This is a genomic window from Bacillus sp. CDB3, assembly GCF_002081505.1.
GTDB lineage: Bacteria > Bacillota > Bacilli > Bacillales > Bacillaceae_G > Bacillus_A > Bacillus_A cereus_AT.
In genome coordinates, this window is record NZ_ALBR01000073.1 from 20,673 (window position 1) to 39,954 (window position 19,282).

Below are 19,282 nucleotides of genomic sequence, written 5' to 3' on the forward strand. Positions count from 1 at the left end.
TACTGGAGGTTTATTTACAAATGCAACTAGACCGTGTTGATCGAAAAATTTTAAATGAATTATATAATGATAGTCGCCTTTCGATGCGAGAATTGGCAAAGCGAGTAAACTTATCCGCTCCATCTACTGCAGAACGTGTCCGTAAACTCGAAAGTGAAGGAGTGATTCAAAAATACACAATCGATATTGATTATAAAAAAGCAGGACTTGTTTTAGATTGTATTTTAGAAATCACTTTAAAAAATGGTGATACAACACGTATGCAACAGTTTATTCAGTCTTATCCATCTGCAAGTTTTTGTTACCGAGTAACAGGAAGCTTATGCTACATTGTAAAAATTTCTGTTCCTTCACTCGTTGAACTTGAAGAATTTATCAATGATGTTTCTTCATATGCAACGACAGTTTCTCATATCGTATTATCAGAAGTAGCTCTTACCCCAGACATAGAACATATCTTCCCAGAAGAATAATTCATTTTTATTCACAAAAAGATAAAAAACCCCTTACAATAAGAATAAAAATGATATATTATGTATTAAAATACATAAAGTTCGAGAAAGGGGCACTACATTGAAAATCTGGTTTTATGAAAAAACGGCACAATTAGATGACTTACTTGGTATTTGGGACAATGTTCCAACCATCCCTCGAATTGGTGAAAAGGTTGAACTTCTAAAAACTGTTCGGACCGTTACAGATATTAAATATGTGAAAAACGGTAATAACTTCCGTGTGGAAGTTATTACAAATTAAAAAGTAGCTCCTAAAGAGCTACTTTTTAATTATCTATTATGTGCTCTCCTTATAACAATTTTATCTTCTTCTACAGAAACTGTTACATAATCATTTTCTTCTAATCGAAGCTTATTTACAGCTTCATCAGGTAGTTCTACAGCCATCAATCTATCTGTTACTATCACTTGGCTATATATTTCATTTTCTTCTGATGTATTCACTACTTTTTCTTCATTTATGAAACGAATCGGTGGCACACCAACTTCTTTTACTGTACGCCATTGTTTCCAAATGTAAGGGATTAACCAAAGTAACCCGACAATCACAAGACCAATACCGATCCATAAATTACTTTGTGCTTGTAATTCCGTAATCGAGATTGCGTCACTTCCATCTCCACTTACAAATTGCATACTTGTCGCAATCAAATTATTAAGAGCGTGCACAGCAATATTCGTCCATATATTTTTTGTCTTTATGTATAGAAGGCACATAATAACACCGAACATGAAAGCACCGATAACATCAAAATGTCCTAGTCCAAAAATCAGAGAGGATATAATAACCGCTCGTTTAATCCCCCATTTATAAGCCATTCGCTGTAAAAAGAAGCCCCTAAATATAACTTCTTCCATAATAGGTGCTAATACACACGCTGATATGAAAGTAAATATCGTCATATATATGTTACTCGTATTAATAACATTTCCGTCTTCTAACATAGTAATTAAGAAATTAGGTAAAGTATGTGCTAATATATAGAATTGAATTTGGGATATACCGACTGAAAAAATCATTCCCATTATCATTGCTAATATAATTAACCCCCAATGTAAACGGCTGGGCTTATCAAAAAAACTCTTAAAAACAACATTATTTTTACTTGTTTTTAAATATAGCCACAATAGTGGAAATACGAAAAATATTGATATTTGTGACATGAACTCTATCGTATTGTCAGAAGCACCTGATAAACTTAATGGAATCATCGTTAGGAATATCCCTATAATCATCCATCCAAAAAAACTACGTAGCCTTATACGTGAAAATGCATATTGCATATTGAACACCTCCAGAGATAGTAAAAATAAATGGTCGGAGAACTAAATTATAATATGAATATAGTTGAAAATCTTCCTATTTTTCTCAAATGATTTCAAACAACATATCTCTTAAAATATATAGTACATTTTATTTAAAATACCGTATTACTGTTCTTCCAGTTAAAATCTAGGAGAACGTTATGTAATAAAAATCCCCGTTAACACGGGGATTTTCTCTATTATAATACGTCACGTTTTTGGAATAATACACTTGATGCTACCAGTAATACAGCAAAGTATGCAACTACAAGTAATAATGAAGTTGTAAACGTAAATTCTGTAAATGGTGGTTCCATTCCACCACTAACTAATTTATTGCTATCGTAAACACTTAAATTTAAATGGAAGAACACAACAAATTTCGCTACACCTTTTGCAAACATCATTAGTACCATATTAATTACTCCTTGTAAGAAAAATAGGAACATCGTAATAATTAATGGTAATACAGAATTTCTAAATACGTTTGCTAAGAAAAATGCAAGCGTTGCAAAGAAAAATGGTGATAAAAGTTGATATACCATTGTTTTTAATACAATTCCTAATGTTAATTCAGTTTTACTGCCATCCATTACAATTCCGCCAATAATCATTGCGATTAACGTGCTAGCAAATATGATAAATAATATAGTAAGTAACACTGTAATATATTTAGAGAACAAAACTGTACTTCGTTTTCTCGGACGGATTAATAACTGCTTAATTGTACCTTTTTGAAACTCATCAGTAATTGTACGAGAAGCAATCGTGATTCCAAAAATTGTTGCAAATAAGATAATTAAACCAATCTCTGAACTTATAAAATCGAAATATGATCCTTTAAACTCATTTCCTCCTCCCCATTTCAGCATCCCTAAAACTCCCAAAATCTCCAATGCTGCAATTACACCTATTAAAATGTACATACCTTTTTTCGCATGTAACTTCAAAAATTCATTTTGAATTAATTTAAACATTACGCTTTCACTCCCCCTGTAATCGCTAAGAACTCATCCTCTAACGTTTTATTTTGAACTGTCACACCGTACACAAGTACATCAGCATGCACTAACTGTTTTACAATTTGCGGAATCTCTTCTTTCATTATAGCTGTCACAATTACATTTCCTTGTACTTTCCCTTTAATAATTTCGTTCGCTTTCTGAACTTGATCTACTTCAAATACAACTACAACTGTTTCATCATCTTTCGCTTGTTCATGTAAGTTATACTCTTGTACAAACTCACCTTGCTTTATAATAACAACGCGATCACACATTAATTCAATCTCACTTAATAAATGACTTGATACAATGACCGCAATATTTTCTTCTTTCGCTAATCGTTGTAAATAATCACGAATTTGGCGAATACCAGCTGGATCTAATCCATTTGTCGGTTCATCTAAAATTAATATTTTCGGCTGATGAAGTAACGCCTGTGCAATTCCTAAACGCTGTTTCATACCAAGTGAGTATGTTTTTACCTTTTTATGAATGGCATGCTCTAATTCAACAAGCTTTACAATTTCAGCGATGCGCTCTTTACTAATTGGGGTAATTGCCATGTTTGCAAACTGCTTTAAGTTTTGCATTCCTGTCATATAATCATATAGTTCAGGGTTTTCTACAATCGCTCCAATTTGCTCTAACGCCTTTTCACGCTCCGTACGAATGCTATGACCACAAATTGTAATATCGCCTTCTGTCATTGATATAAGACCTGTCATCATCCGGATCGTCGTCGTCTTACCACTTCCATTTGGTCCAAGGAAACCGTACACTTCTCCTTCTTGAACTTCAAATGATAAACCGCGAATAATTTCCGTTCCACCAATTCTTTTTCGAACATTTTCTAATTTTACTACTACGTTTCCCAATGCTGATTCCTCCTTTAGCCTTCTAGTTTTTTGTCGATTATGCGACCTGTTATATAAACAAGTAAAATAAATACTCCGACAGAAAAACAAATACTATATATATTCATAAGTTTTTCTTGATAGAGCAGCACATTTGCTCCTGATGATTCATCTATATACACTAACTTTGTTATTAAAGACGCTGTAGGAGCAAGACCGCCCAACATTCCGTATATAGTGCCCAATACTTTTGTTACTATTAAAAATAAGAAAAATACAATTGGATATTCTAACTTCTTCTTTTTCAAAGAAAACACTTTAACGCTAGCTACTACAAAAAGCAAAACAAGCAATATACTAGAAAAATTAAATATATATATAATAGTACTAAATAGGTGCTTTAATGGATTTAATACACTTTGGGTAAATAATATTTCATAGAGCTCTGTACCTTTTATTATTTTCATAGAAATACTATATAAAAAAATAGAACCTATTACTTCAAAAATAAATAAACCAATTGCAGCATATAACAATATTGCTAAAACAATTTTCCCACCTGATATCGTTGTTAACCGGAATAATGTGCTTTCAGTCATTTTTCCAAATGCAGACACCGCCTGAATAAATATCAATGCTAAAAAGGTTATATATACTACCATAACCACACCAACTATAATTGCTTGCCTTACCTCTCCTGATTCTTGCTTAATATAATTTCCCAAACTTACGAAAGCTACAGCTACAACGAATATAAATGATAACAATGCAATAATAATTTGCTTTTTATTTACATTGTACATATATATTAAGCTCGACTTCATCTACTAAACACCTCCTTAAACACCTCCGTGACAGCTTTCCCTCTCTGAAAACGTAACTCTTCTACATTTTCATACAATACAATTTCTCCATCTTTTAAAAAGATTACCTCATCAAAAATATTTTCAACTTCATTTATTAAATGAGTTGAGATTAGTATTGTACAATCTTCTCTATAAAATTGTAGAATGAGATCTAATACGTGCTCTCTAGAAACAAGATCAATCCCGCCAAGTGGTTCATCCAGTACATATAACTTCGCTTTTCGAGAAAACGTTAAAATAATTTGAAGCTTTTCCACCATCCCTTTTGATAATGCTGTAATTTTTTCTTCTAACGGTATTTTAAATTCCGCAATCGTATCTACTGCTTTTTGAATATCGAAGTCTTTATAAAAATCTCGATAGAAAAATAAAGCATCTTTTACAGTCATCCAATCATCAAAAACTGGCTTATCAGACATAAATGAAACGATTTCTTTCGTCTCTAATCCTACTTTTTTACCGTTAATTGCTATACTACCTTCTGAAGGATGCTGCAGGCCTGCAATCATTTTTAATAACGTCGTTTTCCCGCTTCCGTTATCTCCAACAAGCCCAACGATTTTTCCTTCTGTAATCTCTATATTTAACTCACGAATCACCGCTTTTAATCCGTACCGCTTCCATAAGTTTTCTATTTTTAATAACTCTGTCATTCGCTCTCCTCCCTTTTCTCATGTAATGAAGAACGAAGGATTGTAAGAATTTCTTCTTCTGAAAAACCTAAATTGTCCATTCCATCTATAAAAGAATGAAGTAATTCTCTCGCCATATCTTTTCGCAGCTCCATAATTTTCTCCCCTTCATTCGTTACATATCGCCCCATTCCTCTACGTGTTACAACAACTCCATCTCGCTCTAATTCTTGAAATGTACGCTGAATCGTATTTGGATTTATTTGCAATTCACTCGCTAATTCACGTACAGAGGGAATTTTATCACCAGACAATAAATGTCCTGTTACAATTTCCTTTTTTACGTATTCCATTACTTGAATGTAAATTGGTGTATTTGGAGAAAATTCGATTTTCATTTCTCCCCTCCTGTCTTAGTGTGTTAGTTAAATAGTACACCAAGACAAGCGTCATGTAAATACTTCCAATTAAAAATGTAATAAAAAGGCAGTGTAACTTTTCGTTACACTGCCTTTTTGTAATAACATATAAATATATTACTCGTTTGAATTTAAATTCATTTTACTTTTACTTGATTTAGCACAGATTTAAACGTATTAATAACTGTATCTACTTCTTCATAACTAATTGTAAGAGATGGTTCAATACGAATTGTTTTTGAGTTAATTAATGTTCCCGCAACAAGAATACCTTGATCAAACATCGCCTTTGACACTTCATAACCAATCTCGTCTTTATGGAATTCAATCCCAATCATTAAACCTTGACCACGAATTTCAAAGATTTTATCTTCGTGCCCTTCTGCTGCTTGTTTCAATCCATTTAAGAAATACTCCCCAACTTCCATCGCTCGTTCCGGTAATTTCTCTTCCAATAATACATGGATTGTTGCAATTGCAGCAGCACATGCAAGAGGATTCCCGCCAAACGTTGTTGTATGCATAAATGGATTTTCAAACCAACTTTGGAATACTTTCTCTTTCGCAACAATAGCTCCCGCTGGCATTACACCTCCACCAAACGCTTTCGCAAGACAAATAATATCCGGCACAACATCATATAAATCTGCTGCAAACATTTTTCCTGTACGGCCCATTCCAGTTTGCACTTCATCAAAAATAAGGAGTGATCCAAACTCATCACAAAGCTCTCGCACTTGTTTCAAATAATTTTCTGGAGGTAAAATAATGCCGCCCTCCCCTTGAATTGGCTCTAAAATAACTGCTGCAACATCTTCTCCCACTAATGCACATGTCTCAAATGTTTTTCTCATCATATCAATATCGCCAAATGGAACATGACGGAAACCCGGAATTAATGGTAAAAATGGCTTACGGAACATTCCTTTTGCCGTCCCAGATAAAGCACCAAGGCTCTTACCATGGAAAGCACGAGTTGTAGAAATGAAAGTTGTTCGTTCACTATACATTTTTGCTAGTTTTAATGCTGCCTCTACGCTTTCTGTTCCACTATTTGTGAAGAAAGCATATTTCAAATCACCAGGTGTAATATCCGCTAAAATCTTTGCAAGAATTGCTCGAAGTGGATCTAGTAAATCCTGACTGTGCAATGCTTGACGCTTTAATTGATCTGTTACAGCTTTTACTACTTTCGGATTACGGTGACCAACATTATAAATTCCGAATCCACCTAAACAGTCAATGTATTTTTTACCATTAATATCCATAAAACAAGATCCTTCATCAGACCATTCTACTGCTGCAAATTGTCCATCTTTTGTTACTGTTTTTCTATAAGCAAGAAAACCAGGATTCACATGCTCTCTAAATCCGTCTACTGTTTCTTTTTGAATCCAATTTGCCTCTTCTTCAGATACTTTTTCTTTTTCAATTAACTGTAGTACTTTCGTAATATACTCATTTACATTTGATTCTTTCTCATTCAATTTATTTTTCACGTTCGTTTCCATCTAATTCACCTCTACATTTTTTTTATTTGCAAACCAACCAATAGGTTCTACTTCTAGATTTATATTAATCTGCTTAATTTCTTGAAATTCTTCTAAACCAAACGTTCCTAGACTACGACCTATACCACTTTGCTTATATCCGCCCCAAGGCGCCTCATTGTATGTTGGATGATAGCTATTAATCCACGTAATGCCTGCGCGAAGCTTGCGAATTACGCGCATTGCTTTTGCACCATCAACCGTAAATACCCCTCCAGCTAAGCCATAATCCGTACCGTTTGCTAACTCAATTGCTTCCTGTTCAGTTTTAAACTTTTGAATTACTACAACAGGACCGAAGATTTCTTCCTGGACAATGCGCATATCAGGTTTTACATTGACAAAGACTGTTGGTTCAATAAAGAAACCATCACCTTTTCCATCCTCCATTATTCGTCTACCTCCGCAAGCAACGTTTGCACCTTCGTCTTTTCCAATTTCAATATAACGTAATACTTTTTCCATATGTTCTTGACTTACAAGTGGCCCCATTTCTGATTCAGGATGATCACCAGGCCCAACGTTAATTTGCTGCGCTCTCTCTACAAAACTATTAACAAATCTATCATAAACGCTTTCCTCTACAAGGATTCTCGATCCTGCTGAACACACTTGTCCGCTACCTGCATAAATACCGAATAGAGCATAATCAATAGCAGTCTCAAAATCTGCATCTGCAAAAATAATATTTGGAGATTTCCCTCCAAGTTCTAACGAAATCTTTTTCATATTATCTGCTGCTGTTCTCATAATGTGCTTACCTGTTTTTGTTCCACCTGTAAAGGAAACCATATCCACTTTATGACTCGCTGCAATTTCATTCCCTACTATTGGACCGGCCCCCATTACCATATTGGCAACACCTTTTGGTAGCCCTACTTTTTCAAGGATTTCGAATAGCTTTGTTGCAGTTATTGGTGTCACTTCAGAAGGTTTAAACACAATTGTATTTCCAGCTGCTAAAGCAGGTGCAATTTTCCATACACTCATCAATAGCGGATAATTCCATGGAACAATTAATCCACAAACACCAACTGGCTCTCTTACAACCATCGCTTGCATCGGATCGGCTACATGATATGTTTGACCATCTGGCTTTGTAATCAATCCGGCATAATAGCGAAAACAAGCCGCTGCATCTCCAATATCTCCTTCTGCCTCACGGTATGTTTTTCCATTATCCATTGTTTCAAGGTATACTAATTCTTCCATATTTTTATCAATTTCATCTGCTATTTTAAATAAATATGATGCCCTTTCAGCAGTAGATGTTTCTGACCAAATTCCGCTATCAAAAGCCGCTCTTGCCACTTCTATTGCGTATTTTGCATCCTCAATCGTTCCCTCAGGTGCATATGCTATACCCTTGCCATTAGCAGGGTTAATAATCGTTCTTTTTTCTTGATTACTAGAGTCTCTCCATTCACCGTTTACATACATTTTTAAATCTAGCACTATATTGAATCCCCCTTTATCGATCGTTTATATATTTATAAGCAAATTTCATGCCAATATTTAAAATTCAACAGAATCATACATAAAGTGAAACTTTAATCAGTGGGGGTTTTGTTCCTCCCCACTGATTATCAGCCCTCACCAATCGGGCGTTTACAGGCAGCAGGGCTCCCACCTAACTTCTTTGCTCCACCTGAATTTTGAGGTGGGGGTTTTACTGCCCACAAATAGCGGGATAAACTGACTATTTTCTTAAAAATAACAAACATTTTATGCATTTCCGCATACACTATTCCATTTTGCATAAAGTGAAACTTTAATCATTTCCGCTACCGCCTTCACCACTCGGGACTTGAATCCTAGAGAATATGTACATGCTGAGCGCACACAAAAAGGAGAAGTCTATGTGACCTTCTCCTTTTTTAGGAATAAGAGATGATATCAGCCGCTATCCCTTTTTCACTAACAATTTTTTGATATTTACGACTCACTGAAGATTGGCTGATTCCAAGAACTTTTGCAGCCTTAGTCGTTGTTTTATACTGCTTCATTGCAAGCAAAATCAATTGTTCTTCTACAGAATGTAGCGCTTCTTGTAATGGTAATACTCTTGTAATAACTGGTTTTGATTTATTAAAGTCATAACCGGGTGTTAAAAACTTACTAACAAACTCCGCTTCAATTACTGGATCATCTGCTGATACAACTAAACGTTCAATCATATTTTGTAATTCACGGACATTTCCTGGCCATGAATAGAACTCTAGTAAGTTAAGTGCATCTGGAGTTAAATGATAATTTTTATTATATTTTTCATTTAACTGTTGTAAGAAATGAAAGGCAAGTACCGGAACATCTTCCATTCGCTCTCGTAAAGAAGGAACTCGCAGCGGAATTACATTGAGGCGATAAAATAAATCTTCACGAAATGTTCCAGATTCGACCATCTTTTCAAGACTCTTATTTGTAGCAGCAATAATTTGTACATTTATTTTCGTAGGTGTTGTACTTCCAATAGGAATTACTTCTTGTTCCTGCAGGACTCTAAGCAATTTCACTTGCAAATGTAAAGGCATTTCTCCAATTTCATCTAAAAATAAAACCCCTTGATCAGCTCGCTTAAAATATCCTTCTTTTCCATTTTTATCGGCTCCTGTAAAAGCACCTTTCGTATAACCAAATAGTTCACTTTCTAACAACGTTTCTGGAATTGCACCACAATTTAATTTTAAAAATGGCTTTGAAGATCGGTTTCCAAGTTGATGAATTGCCTGGGCAATTACTTCTTTTCCGACACCAGATTCTCCAGAAATAAGAACATTAGAAGAAAAATCTGCTATTTTTTTAGCTTGGTTAATAATTTGTTCCATTTTGGGACTACAGTAAATAAGCTTCTTAAGAAAACGATCTTTATTTTTAAAGTCATCTAACTCCTTCTTATATTGCTCTGATATCTTCTTTATTTCATGTAATTCCGTCTTCAATCTCGTTGCTTCGGTAATATCCCTTGAGGCAATAATAATACGATGAAGCTCTCCGTTTTCATTAAATACAGGGTTTCCAACTGCTAATATTTTTCTTCCGCTTTTTGTTTCTTGTACAACTGATACCTTTTTTTGTTTTTCCAACACTAATCGCGTAACCGATGGACTAAATAACCCTTTCTTTTCTAGTTCTAAAAGATTTTTCCCTAACAAGTCCTTCAAATTACTCCCCCAAAAATCATTGATAACAGTTTCACTATAACGAATTAATTCCCCTTTATGATTAACAACTAATATTTCATCATAAATACTGGACAAGATTGCATGTAAATCTTTATTTAAATCCTTTATATATTCAATTTCCATCGCCATGTCCTCGACCATCGGCAAATCTTGCACAATAATAACCATTCCTTCAATACTTTGATCAAAGTTTGGAATCGGACTATAGTCAACTAATACACCCATTTCATTTGTGATTTGTAATTGATTCAAGATCGTTTTTCCCGTTGTGAATACGTTATTAATGTGTTCTCCATTAAAAATCAGTTCTGCTGGTACATTCATAACTCTTTCAGGAGTCGATTTAATCATCTTCAAACCAGACTCATTGCAATTTACAATTTTCTTTTCACGATCTACTACAAAAATCCCCATTGGAATAGACGTTAAAATAATTTTCAATATATCAACACTCTGATTTTCTTGTTTAAATAGTTCTGCAAAAACATCCTCTCTTCTTATATATCCTGTTAGCTCATCCATTTCATTTTTCACTATAGCAATTGGCGCCCCAATAATTTGAAAAAGAGCTGTTAAAGAAATATCTTTACTAAGATGACATATTGTATCTAGTGAAACAGCATTTGAAAGTAATAGCTTAGAAGTTAATTCCTTACTATTTGATAGCAGATCCTTCACATGAACGTATGCAAATAATTTCTCTCCTCTTTTTAAAAATAGAAACGATTCTTTTATATTTTTAACATCTATATTCCATTCCTTTTCAGATTGATCGATAGGTAGAGAAACTATGGGTCTAATTTTTGTATGAGCGATGGAAAACATGCTGCTATTCCTCCTTTGAACTATTTAATTTGTATTGTATCATTAAATGCAGATTTTTTTAATTAATCTGAAAATAAAACATTTCTTTCTTTATTTAATAAAAAAAGGAAGATGAGTGCCTCCATCTTCCTCATAGTTCTATCATTAATCACTACCACTAACGAAAAGATCTTCTTGAATATAAGCTAATACCATACCTGGAATTACTTTATCTCCCGCTTCTACTTCTAAAGATTGAACTTCTCCACTACATCCCATCTTAATTACTTCCAGTTTACCATTCATATCTTTAATAGAGAATAATGGCTCCCATTCATAAATTCGAGAATCCTTATCGATAGACACTTTTTCAATTATTCCATAACATGGACTCGTAATAATATCATAATACATAATCAATCATCCCTTTCTTTTATTCTATTAATATTGTTCTTCTAACCTTTGTGACTGAAGAATCATATAGAAAAAGCTTTGAAACTCTTCTATGTCCTCTACCTCAATTCCTAGCCTTGTTGCCCAATATTGTTCCTCTCCAATATCTTCTTGGCTTAATAAAACCATTCTCCCATTTTGAATTGAGGTAACCATTGCTTTTCCAAGAAACTGTTGCGAATACGTAACAGCTATATCGTAACGATGACTATTCGACACAATACAGTAATAACCGATTTGTTGTCTCTCCACTTCTTCTAATAAAATATCAAGTTTCATTTTAGCCCTCCCTTTAGGTTAAAAATGCAACCAACCTCTTAGGCGCGATGCTTCTACAATCTTGCGAACCCCTTCCATATAAGCAGCAATTTTCATATTTACTCCAAAGCGTTTAGAAGTATCAAGTACGTTAGAAAAACTAGATGTAATTTTCTCCTTTAAACATTGATCAACATATTGCTCCGTCCAGTAATATCCTTGGTTATTTTGACACCATTCAAAATATGAAACAATCACGCCACCAGAGTTTGCTAAAATATCTGGAACAACCAAAATTCCCTTTTCTTCTAACATAGTTATCGCCTCTTTTGTTGTTGGTCCATTTGCAGCCTCAATGATAATCTTACATCCAAGCTTTCCTGCATTATGTTTTGTAATGACTCCTCCAATTGCCGCCGGAATGAGTACATCACATTCTTTTTCTAACAACTCCTGATTAGAAATTGTTTCACTAAAGAGATTCGATACTACCCCGAAAGAATCTCTGTTTTCTAGTAAATAAGGAACATCTAGACCGCCTGAATTATAAATTCCTCCTATAGCATCTGATACCCCGACTACTTTCACACCAATATCATATAAATATTTCGCCAAATAACCTCCAACATTCCCAAACCCTTGAATAATAACTCGCATATTTTGTAGCGGAATTTGTTTTAACTCACTTACTAACTGAAGTGTATACAATACACCTTTAGAAGTTGCTGTTTCCCGCCCTTGTGATCCTCCTAGCATTAATGGCTTCCCGGTTATAAAGCCTGGAGAGTCAAACTCCCTAATATGATCATATTCATCTAGCATCCAAGCCATAATTTGCGCATTTGTATACATATCAGGTGCTGGAATATCTTTCGTCGGTCCCACAATTTGACTTACTGCTCTTACATACCCACGACTCAGTAACTCTAGTTCTCTAAAACTCAACTCCTGTGGATTACAAATAATCCCACCCTTTGCGCCTCCATATGGCAGTCCTGTCACTCCACATTTCAAGCTCATCCAGCCAGCAAGTGCTTTTACTTCTTCTGCCGTAACATCTGGATGAAATCTAATACCACCTTTTGTTGGCCCTGCTGCGTCGTTATGCTGAGCGCGATACCCTTGAAATACTTTTGTTGTTCCATCATCCATGCGAACAGGAATGCTTACTTCTAAAAAACGCATCGGTTTTTTCAGAAATTCGAATACTTCGTCTGGATAACTTAAAAAATGAAGCGCCTCTTTTAATATAGATTGAAATTCCTCTAAAGGATTTTCAACTTCAACTGTATTTGTATGTTTTTCTGATTGAATCGGCACGATAACACCTCTCTTTATATTTTACTAATTGTACAAAGCAATAATCGTGCCAAGTGAAAATACTACGTTAATCATATCGTGTCATCCCCTTTACTTATGAATCTTTGAATGACTTATGCAATGCTGCATGATTATCAAATATAAAAAAAAGACATCGGAACTTATCCGATGTCTTTTTCTTTTTATATTTCCTGTGCTTCTTCAAAATGCATTTGCGGAGGAGCTGAACGGAACATATTTGTAACATATAGAAGGTACCCAATTCCAATAGCAGCCCAGCAAATCCCTAGAATAAGTGAATGAATATTGAGGTTAAACCATAGTACTGCCACAGTACCAGCACCTAAAATAGGCATCACTAAGAAATTCAAACAGTCTTTTATCGTTTTATATCTTTTTTTCTTAATTACATAGTAGGAAATTACAGATAAATTAACAAATGTAAATGCAATAAGCGCTCCAAAATTAATAAGAGATGCTGCCGTTTCTAAATCAATGAATATAGCGGAGAGCGAAATAATTCCTACAATAACAATGTTATATACTGGCGTTCTCCAGCGGGGATGAATGTATCCGAATATTTTCTTCGGAATTACATTATCTCGCCCCATAACGTACAATAATCTGGATACACTTGTATGAGAAGCTAAACCAGACGCAAGTGTCCCCATAAGCGTTCCTACTAAAAAGAAAGCTTGAAATAGTTTTCCTCCAACATATAGCGCAATTTCTGGAGACGCTGATTCTTTATCTTTAAATACAGATGTATCAGGAAAGAAAGATTGTGTAAAATACGTAGTTGTAATGAATAAAACTCCACCAATTAAAGCAGTAAGAAAAATAGCTCGTGGAATTGTCTTCTTTGCGTTTGGTGTCTCTTCCGAAAATGTAGTTACTGCATCAAAACCTAAAAATGAAAAACAAAGAATTGTCGCACCTGCAACTAACGGTGATATTTGTATATCCGATTGAAAAAACGGCTGAATGGAAAAAACTTCTCCTGTTCCCTCTCCCGCTAATAAACCTTTTATAACTAGAAAAACAAACACCGCCATTACTAGCACTTGAAATATTACTAAAAAAGTATTGAAGTTAGCAGTAACATTCACGCTAATAATATTTATAAGTGTAACCAGTAGAATAAAACCTATGACCCATATCCAACTAGGAACACTTGGAAAAAATGCTGACAAATAAATTCTCGTTAATAGTGCGTTCACCATCGGTAGAAACAAATAATCCAATAACGCGGACCATCCAACAAGAAATCCAAGCCTTGCACTAATTGTCTTCTGTGTATACGTATAAGCTGATCCTGCGGTAGGAAAAACCTTTACCATTTTGCCGTAGCTTGCAGCGGTAAACAACATCCCTGCTAATGCAATAAGATAAGCTCCTGGAACATGACCGCCTGTTTTTTCAGAAACAATTCCAAATGTATCAAACCCTACCATCGGTGTCATATACCCGACCCCTAGCATAACAATTGACCAAAGCCCTAATGAACGTTTTAAACCAACTACTTTTCCCACCTATCATTCCTCCTACTTTCTCTATCTAATTTCCATTTAAAAATCGACAGTTAAAAGGAAGCGTTTTCAAATGACTATATATCACACCGAATATTACCTCCCTTTTTGTTGCTTTTTAAATATTCATGCAATTTTTAAGCCAAAATTTCTAGACTTTGAAAATTCAATATTAAAAAGAACGTATAGGTGTAGTTGGACCTGATTTCTTCTCATTTCTTCTCATTTCTTCTCATTTCTTCTTATTTTTTATTCATTTTTACATAAGTTATTCAATCTCTCATACTACTAAATATGAAAATAAAACTTTAACCCGTGTATTTTCTTTATCCCCACTTCCTCATAAACTGGGCTTTTACAAAATTAAAACATTTTCATGAAATAATAACATTATGTAAACCATTCATAGCAAAAAAGCTGTCTTCTCTATAAAGACAGCTTTTTCTATAACACTATATTAAAAATTGAATGCGAAGTCATCGTCTGATAACTTTTCAACATTCGTTGCTTTTACGTAACCATTTCCTTTTACAGAGAAGAAATCATGGTTTTTCGTATCTGTACGTAAACCATTTAAAACGATTGGGTTAATTTCTTCTTCTTCAAACTTCGGATCAAGCCCTAAGTTCATAAGTCCTTTATTCGCATTGTAACGAACGAAACGATTTACATCCTCTACAAGACCGATAGAAGTGTAAATTTCTTCTGTATATGCCATTTCAATTTCATATAGTTCCATTAATAACTCTTGCGTTTCTTTTTGCACTTCTTGTTGATCCTCTGCAGAAAGCTCTGCGAAGATTTGTTGTGCTAAAATACCGACAAATACGCCGTGAATGGACTCATCACGAATTATTAGGTTAATAATCTCACCACTTGCCGTCAATTTCCCTTGACCTGCTAAATAAAGTGGATAGAAGAATCCACTATAGAATAAGTAACTTTCTAAGAACACACTTGCTACCATTGCCATGTATAACTCTTTTTTCGTTACTTCAGGCTTTAATAAACGACGATAGTAATTAGTAACAATACCAGCTTTTTTCTCAAGTAATGGATGGTTATCTACCCATTCAAAAATATCATCAATTTCTTCTTCAGTAGCTAACGTTGTGAAAATATGACTGTAACTCTTCGCATGTACTTCTTCCATAGCGCCCATGAAAGCTAATACACTTTTCGCTTGTAAATTTTCAAGATGAACAAGCACAAGAGGCATCCCTTCGCCACCTTGTTTCGTATCTAAAAGTGTTAAACCACCTAATACACGCTTATAAGCAATTTGCTCTTCTTTTGATAATTGTGCCCAAGTATTTTTGTCAGAAGACACTGCGATTTCTTCTTCTGTCCAAAACTGAGCGATGTTTTGCTTCCAAAACATTAAACTAAAATCATCTTCTTTTTTGTTCCAGTTTACCGCACGCATTAAATCGCCCCTTCTCTAAATAAACATAAAAAAATTGATAACTAAGCATGAGCAGGGTTCAGAAAAACCCTGCTCATAATGTCTCACTTTTTATATTAAACGGTACAAGCCACGCACTCTTCTACGCTTAATTTACGTGTTCTCGTATAATAAAGACTCTTCAAGCCTTTTTTATGTGCATAAATGTAGTAACGTGCTAACTCACGTGTTGAAATATCACTATTAACATAAAGAATGGTACTAATTCCTTGGTCAATATGTTCTTGAATTTCTGCGATTAAATCAATTAATTTAAACTGATTCATATCGTAAGAAGATTTATAGTACCAGAATGTATCTTTTGATAAATACGGCATTGGATAATATGTTGTCGCATTCGCATACGTTCTTGATTCAATTTGACTTACGATCGGCATTACGCTTGAAGTTGCATTTTGAACGTAACTAATCGATTGTGTCGGAGCGATTGCAAGACGATATGAATTATATAATCCATTCTTCTTCACTTGCTCTTTTAAACTTGTCCAATCTTCTTTTGTTGGAATATGAATTCCTTCAAATAATTGCTGAACTTTTTCAGTTACTGGGCTGTAATCTGTCGTTTCATACTTTTCAAAGTATGTGCCGTTCGCATAATCAGACTTATCGAAGTCTTTAAATGTTTCGCCTTTTTCTTTAGCTATTTCCATACTTTTCTCAATCGAGTAGTAATTTAACATCATAAAGAATGTACGAGCGAACTCTTTCGCTTCTGCACTTTCATATGCGATTTTATTTTTTGATAAATATCCGTGTAAATTCATTGCTCCAAGTCCAACTGAATGAAGCTCATCATTTGCTTTTTTCACAGTTGGCGCATTCGGAATGATCGTCATATCAGAAACAGCTGTTAAAGCTTCCATCCCCGCATGAACTGCTTCACGAATTTCTTTATTTTCCATTACATTTACGATATTTAACGATCCTAAGTTACAGTTAATATCACGACGGATAATGTCATCTGTACCGTAATCATTTATTTCAGAAGTTTCTTGAAGCTGGAAGATTTCTGTCTCGAATGTTCAACCGAGTTCGCTACTACTCAGTCCGTTGCTCATGCAACTGCTGTATGTCACCATACAGGACAGACTATATCATCACCTACAGCATTACCTGGTTAGGTGCTCCGCTTTTCGAACGCCAATCGCTTGCGCTCTACTCCCAAATGGGATAGTCGTTAGGCTTTTACTTATCTTAATCTTTCAGAAAGTCTCTTATTACTTTATGTTGTCCGATAACTCTGCTATACAAAATAATAAGATACATTCTGAATTTTTATATTTTCATTCTAAGATAAGATTTAGCACGGTAGGTTACCTCAAACTTGAGGCTTTCCCCGTTTAACGGAGTGTTCGACTAGCATTTCTACTAGAAGGTGCTACATATTTAACACAAGTTCGACATCTTCACAGTTCCAATATCCTTCAATGGATGCTGGTTATTTGCATTTGATTTAAACATTAAGTATGGATAACCAGACTCAAGCTGGATCATAGCGATTTTAATCAGCATATCACGTGCACTAATATCTAGTGGCTTCTTCTTCACTTTCGGATTGCTCATTAATTCATCGTACATTTCATCAATATCTATATCATCTAAATGTTTTCCGTACTCTTTAAATACTGTATAAGGCGCGAAAACATGGAAAGGTTCGTTTTTCTCAGCAAGTTCAAAGAACTTACTTGGAACGATAATTCCGATTGATAGAGACTGAATACGGCTCTTCTCATCGGCATTTATTTTTTTTGTATCAAGGAATTCAATAATATCCCAATGGAAAATGTTTAAGTATACAGCGCCGGCACCTTTTCGTTGGCCAAGTTGATTCGCATATGAAAACGAATCTTCAAGCAATTTCATAACAGGTACTACACCACTTGCGGCGTTATCAATACCTTTAATTTGCTCACCACGTGCGCGTAGCTTAGATAAGTTTAAAGCTACTCCACCACCGATTTTCGATAATTGCATTGCAGTATTAATGTTAAAGCCAATTGAATTTAAGCTATCGTCCATCTCTAACAAGAAACAAGACACCATTTCTCCTCTTCTGCTTCTTCCCGCATTTAAAAAGGTTGGTGTCGCTGGTTGGTAGTTTTGTTTTACAATCATGCTTGCGAAGTGTTTTGCCTTCGCAACATCACCGCGTCCTAAGTATAATGACACAATTGCTACACGATCTTCATAGCTTTCTAAGTATTGTTTTTGATCATTCGTTTTTAACGCATAATCTTTATAGAACTTAGATGCTGCCATATAAGATTGGAACTCGAAGTTTTCACCATAAGCGATGTTATATACTCCCTCTACTTCCTCCAAGCTATACTCGTCCAGAACGTTGTAATAGTAATCATGTTCTTTCATATACTCCATTCGCTCTGCCACGCTATTAAAATGAACGGTATTCTCTCTAGCTTCTTCCATAAAGACTTCTAACGCCTCTTTATCTTTATGAAGCTGATAAAAACCGTCCTGCATTTGCGTGATTTCATTATTCAGTTCAATGTGTCGCAATCTCCCGCACCCTTTCTTTAAAATATTCTACATCATTATTTGTTCCAGATAACTCAAATTTTGATACAATAGGCACTTCATATTTAGTAGAAATTTTGTCAGCACTTGCACCGAACATGTCTCCCCAATTACGATTGCCGCTTGCAGATACGCCTTTTAATTTTTCATTATTGCGTTCTAAAAAGTCTAAAACACGTTCCGGTACATTGCCAAAACCTGTTGTATACGTAATAAGAATAAAGTCTTCATCTAATACTAGAGCTTCATCAATTTGAACGGCCGGCATATTTAATTTGTGGATGAAACGCTTCACGTTTCCTGTCATAGAATCATATGCAACTAACATTTCCGACCCTCCCTCTCCAATATATATTCTCTGTATGTCGTTTCTTGTTTTCTCTATATATTGTATTACGTTTCAAAATAAGACACAAGATATATGTATAAAATCTTTATTTTTTTAACTTTTACTTTTCGACATGATCACCGTTTTTTTTCAATACAAAGACTATGAAACAACATTCTAAAACTCATGTCAATAAAGTGCTTTTCAAAAAAGTTGTCAACGCATTTAACCTCATTTTAAAAAAGTTAACAATATTTTTTGTC

At 34.6% G+C, this 19,282-nt stretch carries 18 protein-coding genes and 1 pseudogene; 2 read left to right on the forward strand and 17 right to left on the reverse strand.

Going from position 1 to position 19,282, the window contains the following annotated elements:
• The first annotated feature begins 20 nt into the window (after positions 1-20).
• The gene (locus CDB3_RS17465) at positions 21-473 is read left to right on the forward strand and encodes an Lrp/AsnC family transcriptional regulator (RefSeq protein ID WP_001175497.1); all 453 of its coding nucleotides are present in this window, start codon (positions 21-23) and stop codon (positions 471-473) included.
• A gap of 100 nt (positions 474-573) precedes the next feature.
• Positions 574-756 carry a DUF3913 family protein gene (locus CDB3_RS17470; RefSeq protein ID WP_128855369.1) on the forward strand — a complete coding sequence of 61 codons (183 nt, stop codon included), beginning with the start codon at positions 574-576 and terminating at the stop codon, positions 754-756.
• Between the two features lie 29 nt (positions 757-785).
• On the opposite strand, the gene CDB3_RS17475 is transcribed toward CDB3_RS17470, so the two are convergent.
• The 17 genes and pseudogenes from CDB3_RS17475 to nrdI all read right to left on the reverse strand — a co-directional run bounded on the left by CDB3_RS17475 (position 786) and on the right by nrdI (position 19,019).
• Positions 786-1,799 (reverse strand): CPBP family intramembrane glutamic endopeptidase, encoded by a 1,014-nt coding sequence (locus CDB3_RS17475; RefSeq protein ID WP_128855370.1) that lies wholly within the window; start codon positions 1,797-1,799, stop codon positions 786-788.
• A gap of 221 nt (positions 1,800-2,020) precedes the next feature.
• Positions 2,021-2,797 carry an ABC transporter permease gene (locus CDB3_RS17480; RefSeq protein WP_128855371.1) on the reverse strand — a complete coding sequence of 259 codons (777 nt, stop codon included), beginning with the start codon at positions 2,795-2,797 and terminating at the stop codon, positions 2,021-2,023.
• Positions 2,797-3,699 (reverse strand): ABC transporter ATP-binding protein, encoded by a 903-nt coding sequence (locus tag CDB3_RS17485; RefSeq protein ID WP_128855372.1) that lies wholly within the window; start codon positions 3,697-3,699, stop codon positions 2,797-2,799. The genes CDB3_RS17480 and CDB3_RS17485 overlap by 1 nt, the downstream gene beginning before the upstream one ends.
• A gap of 14 nt (positions 3,700-3,713) precedes the next feature.
• Entirely contained in the window at positions 3,714-4,502 is a 789-nt protein-coding gene (locus CDB3_RS17490) for an ABC transporter permease (RefSeq protein ID WP_128855373.1), read from the reverse strand.
• Positions 4,499-5,197, reverse strand: a complete 699-nt coding sequence (locus CDB3_RS17495; RefSeq protein WP_128855374.1) for an ABC transporter ATP-binding protein — start codon at positions 5,195-5,197, stop codon at positions 4,499-4,501. Before CDB3_RS17495 ends, CDB3_RS17490 begins: the two co-directional genes overlap by 4 nt.
• On the reverse strand, positions 5,194-5,574 hold the full coding sequence (locus CDB3_RS17500) for a GntR family transcriptional regulator (RefSeq protein ID WP_128855375.1): 381 nt from the start codon (positions 5,572-5,574) through the stop codon (positions 5,194-5,196). The genes CDB3_RS17495 and CDB3_RS17500 overlap by 4 nt, the downstream gene beginning before the upstream one ends.
• Positions 5,575-5,732: 158 nt before the next feature.
• On the reverse strand, positions 5,733-7,106 hold the full coding sequence (locus tag CDB3_RS17505; RefSeq protein ID WP_128855376.1) for a putrescine aminotransferase: 1,374 nt from the start codon (positions 7,104-7,106) through the stop codon (positions 5,733-5,735).
• Entirely contained in the window at positions 7,107-8,600 is a 1,494-nt protein-coding gene (locus CDB3_RS17510; RefSeq protein ID WP_128855377.1) for an aldehyde dehydrogenase family protein, read from the reverse strand. It abuts the gene before it with no gap.
• A 422-nt stretch (positions 8,601-9,022) separates the two neighbouring features.
• Positions 9,023-11,152 (reverse strand): sigma 54-interacting transcriptional regulator, encoded by a 2,130-nt coding sequence (locus CDB3_RS17515; RefSeq protein WP_128855378.1) that lies wholly within the window; start codon positions 11,150-11,152, stop codon positions 9,023-9,025.
• A gap of 144 nt (positions 11,153-11,296) precedes the next feature.
• Positions 11,297-11,545 carry a biotin/lipoyl attachment domain-containing protein gene (locus CDB3_RS17520; RefSeq protein ID WP_000291043.1) on the reverse strand — a complete coding sequence of 83 codons (249 nt, stop codon included), beginning with the start codon at positions 11,543-11,545 and terminating at the stop codon, positions 11,297-11,299.
• Positions 11,546-11,572: 27 nt separating this feature from the next.
• Entirely contained in the window at positions 11,573-11,863 is a 291-nt protein-coding gene (locus CDB3_RS17525) for an SAV0927 family protein (RefSeq protein ID WP_000762559.1), read from the reverse strand.
• A gap of 18 nt (positions 11,864-11,881) precedes the next feature.
• A complete protein-coding gene (locus CDB3_RS17530) occupies positions 11,882-13,162 on the reverse strand; it encodes a Glu/Leu/Phe/Val family dehydrogenase (RefSeq protein ID WP_128855379.1) in 1,281 nt (426 codons plus the stop codon).
• A gap of 182 nt (positions 13,163-13,344) precedes the next feature.
• On the reverse strand, positions 13,345-14,694 hold the full coding sequence (locus CDB3_RS17535) for an APC family permease (protein WP_128855380.1): 1,350 nt from the start codon (positions 14,692-14,694) through the stop codon (positions 13,345-13,347).
• Positions 14,695-15,148: 454 nt separating this feature from the next.
• Positions 15,149-16,117, reverse strand: coding sequence for a class 1b ribonucleoside-diphosphate reductase subunit beta (gene nrdF / locus CDB3_RS17540; protein WP_128855381.1), 969 nt, complete (start codon positions 16,115-16,117; stop codon positions 15,149-15,151).
• Between the two features lie 95 nt (positions 16,118-16,212).
• Positions 16,213-17,163 (reverse strand): ribonucleotide reductase large subunit, encoded by a 951-nt coding sequence (locus CDB3_RS17545; protein WP_306295567.1) that lies wholly within the window; start codon positions 17,161-17,163, stop codon positions 16,213-16,215.
• 382 nt (positions 17,164-17,545) lie between these two features.
• Positions 17,546-18,673: pseudogene (locus CDB3_RS17550) on the reverse strand (ribonucleotide reductase N-terminal alpha domain-containing protein); the annotation flags it as partial.
• The gene (gene nrdI / locus CDB3_RS17555) at positions 18,660-19,019 is read right to left on the reverse strand and encodes a class Ib ribonucleoside-diphosphate reductase assembly flavoprotein NrdI (RefSeq protein ID WP_000959445.1); all 360 of its coding nucleotides are present in this window, start codon (positions 19,017-19,019) and stop codon (positions 18,660-18,662) included. The gene nrdI and the pseudogene CDB3_RS17550, both read right to left, overlap by 14 nt.
• Positions 19,020-19,282 lie beyond the last annotated feature (263 nt).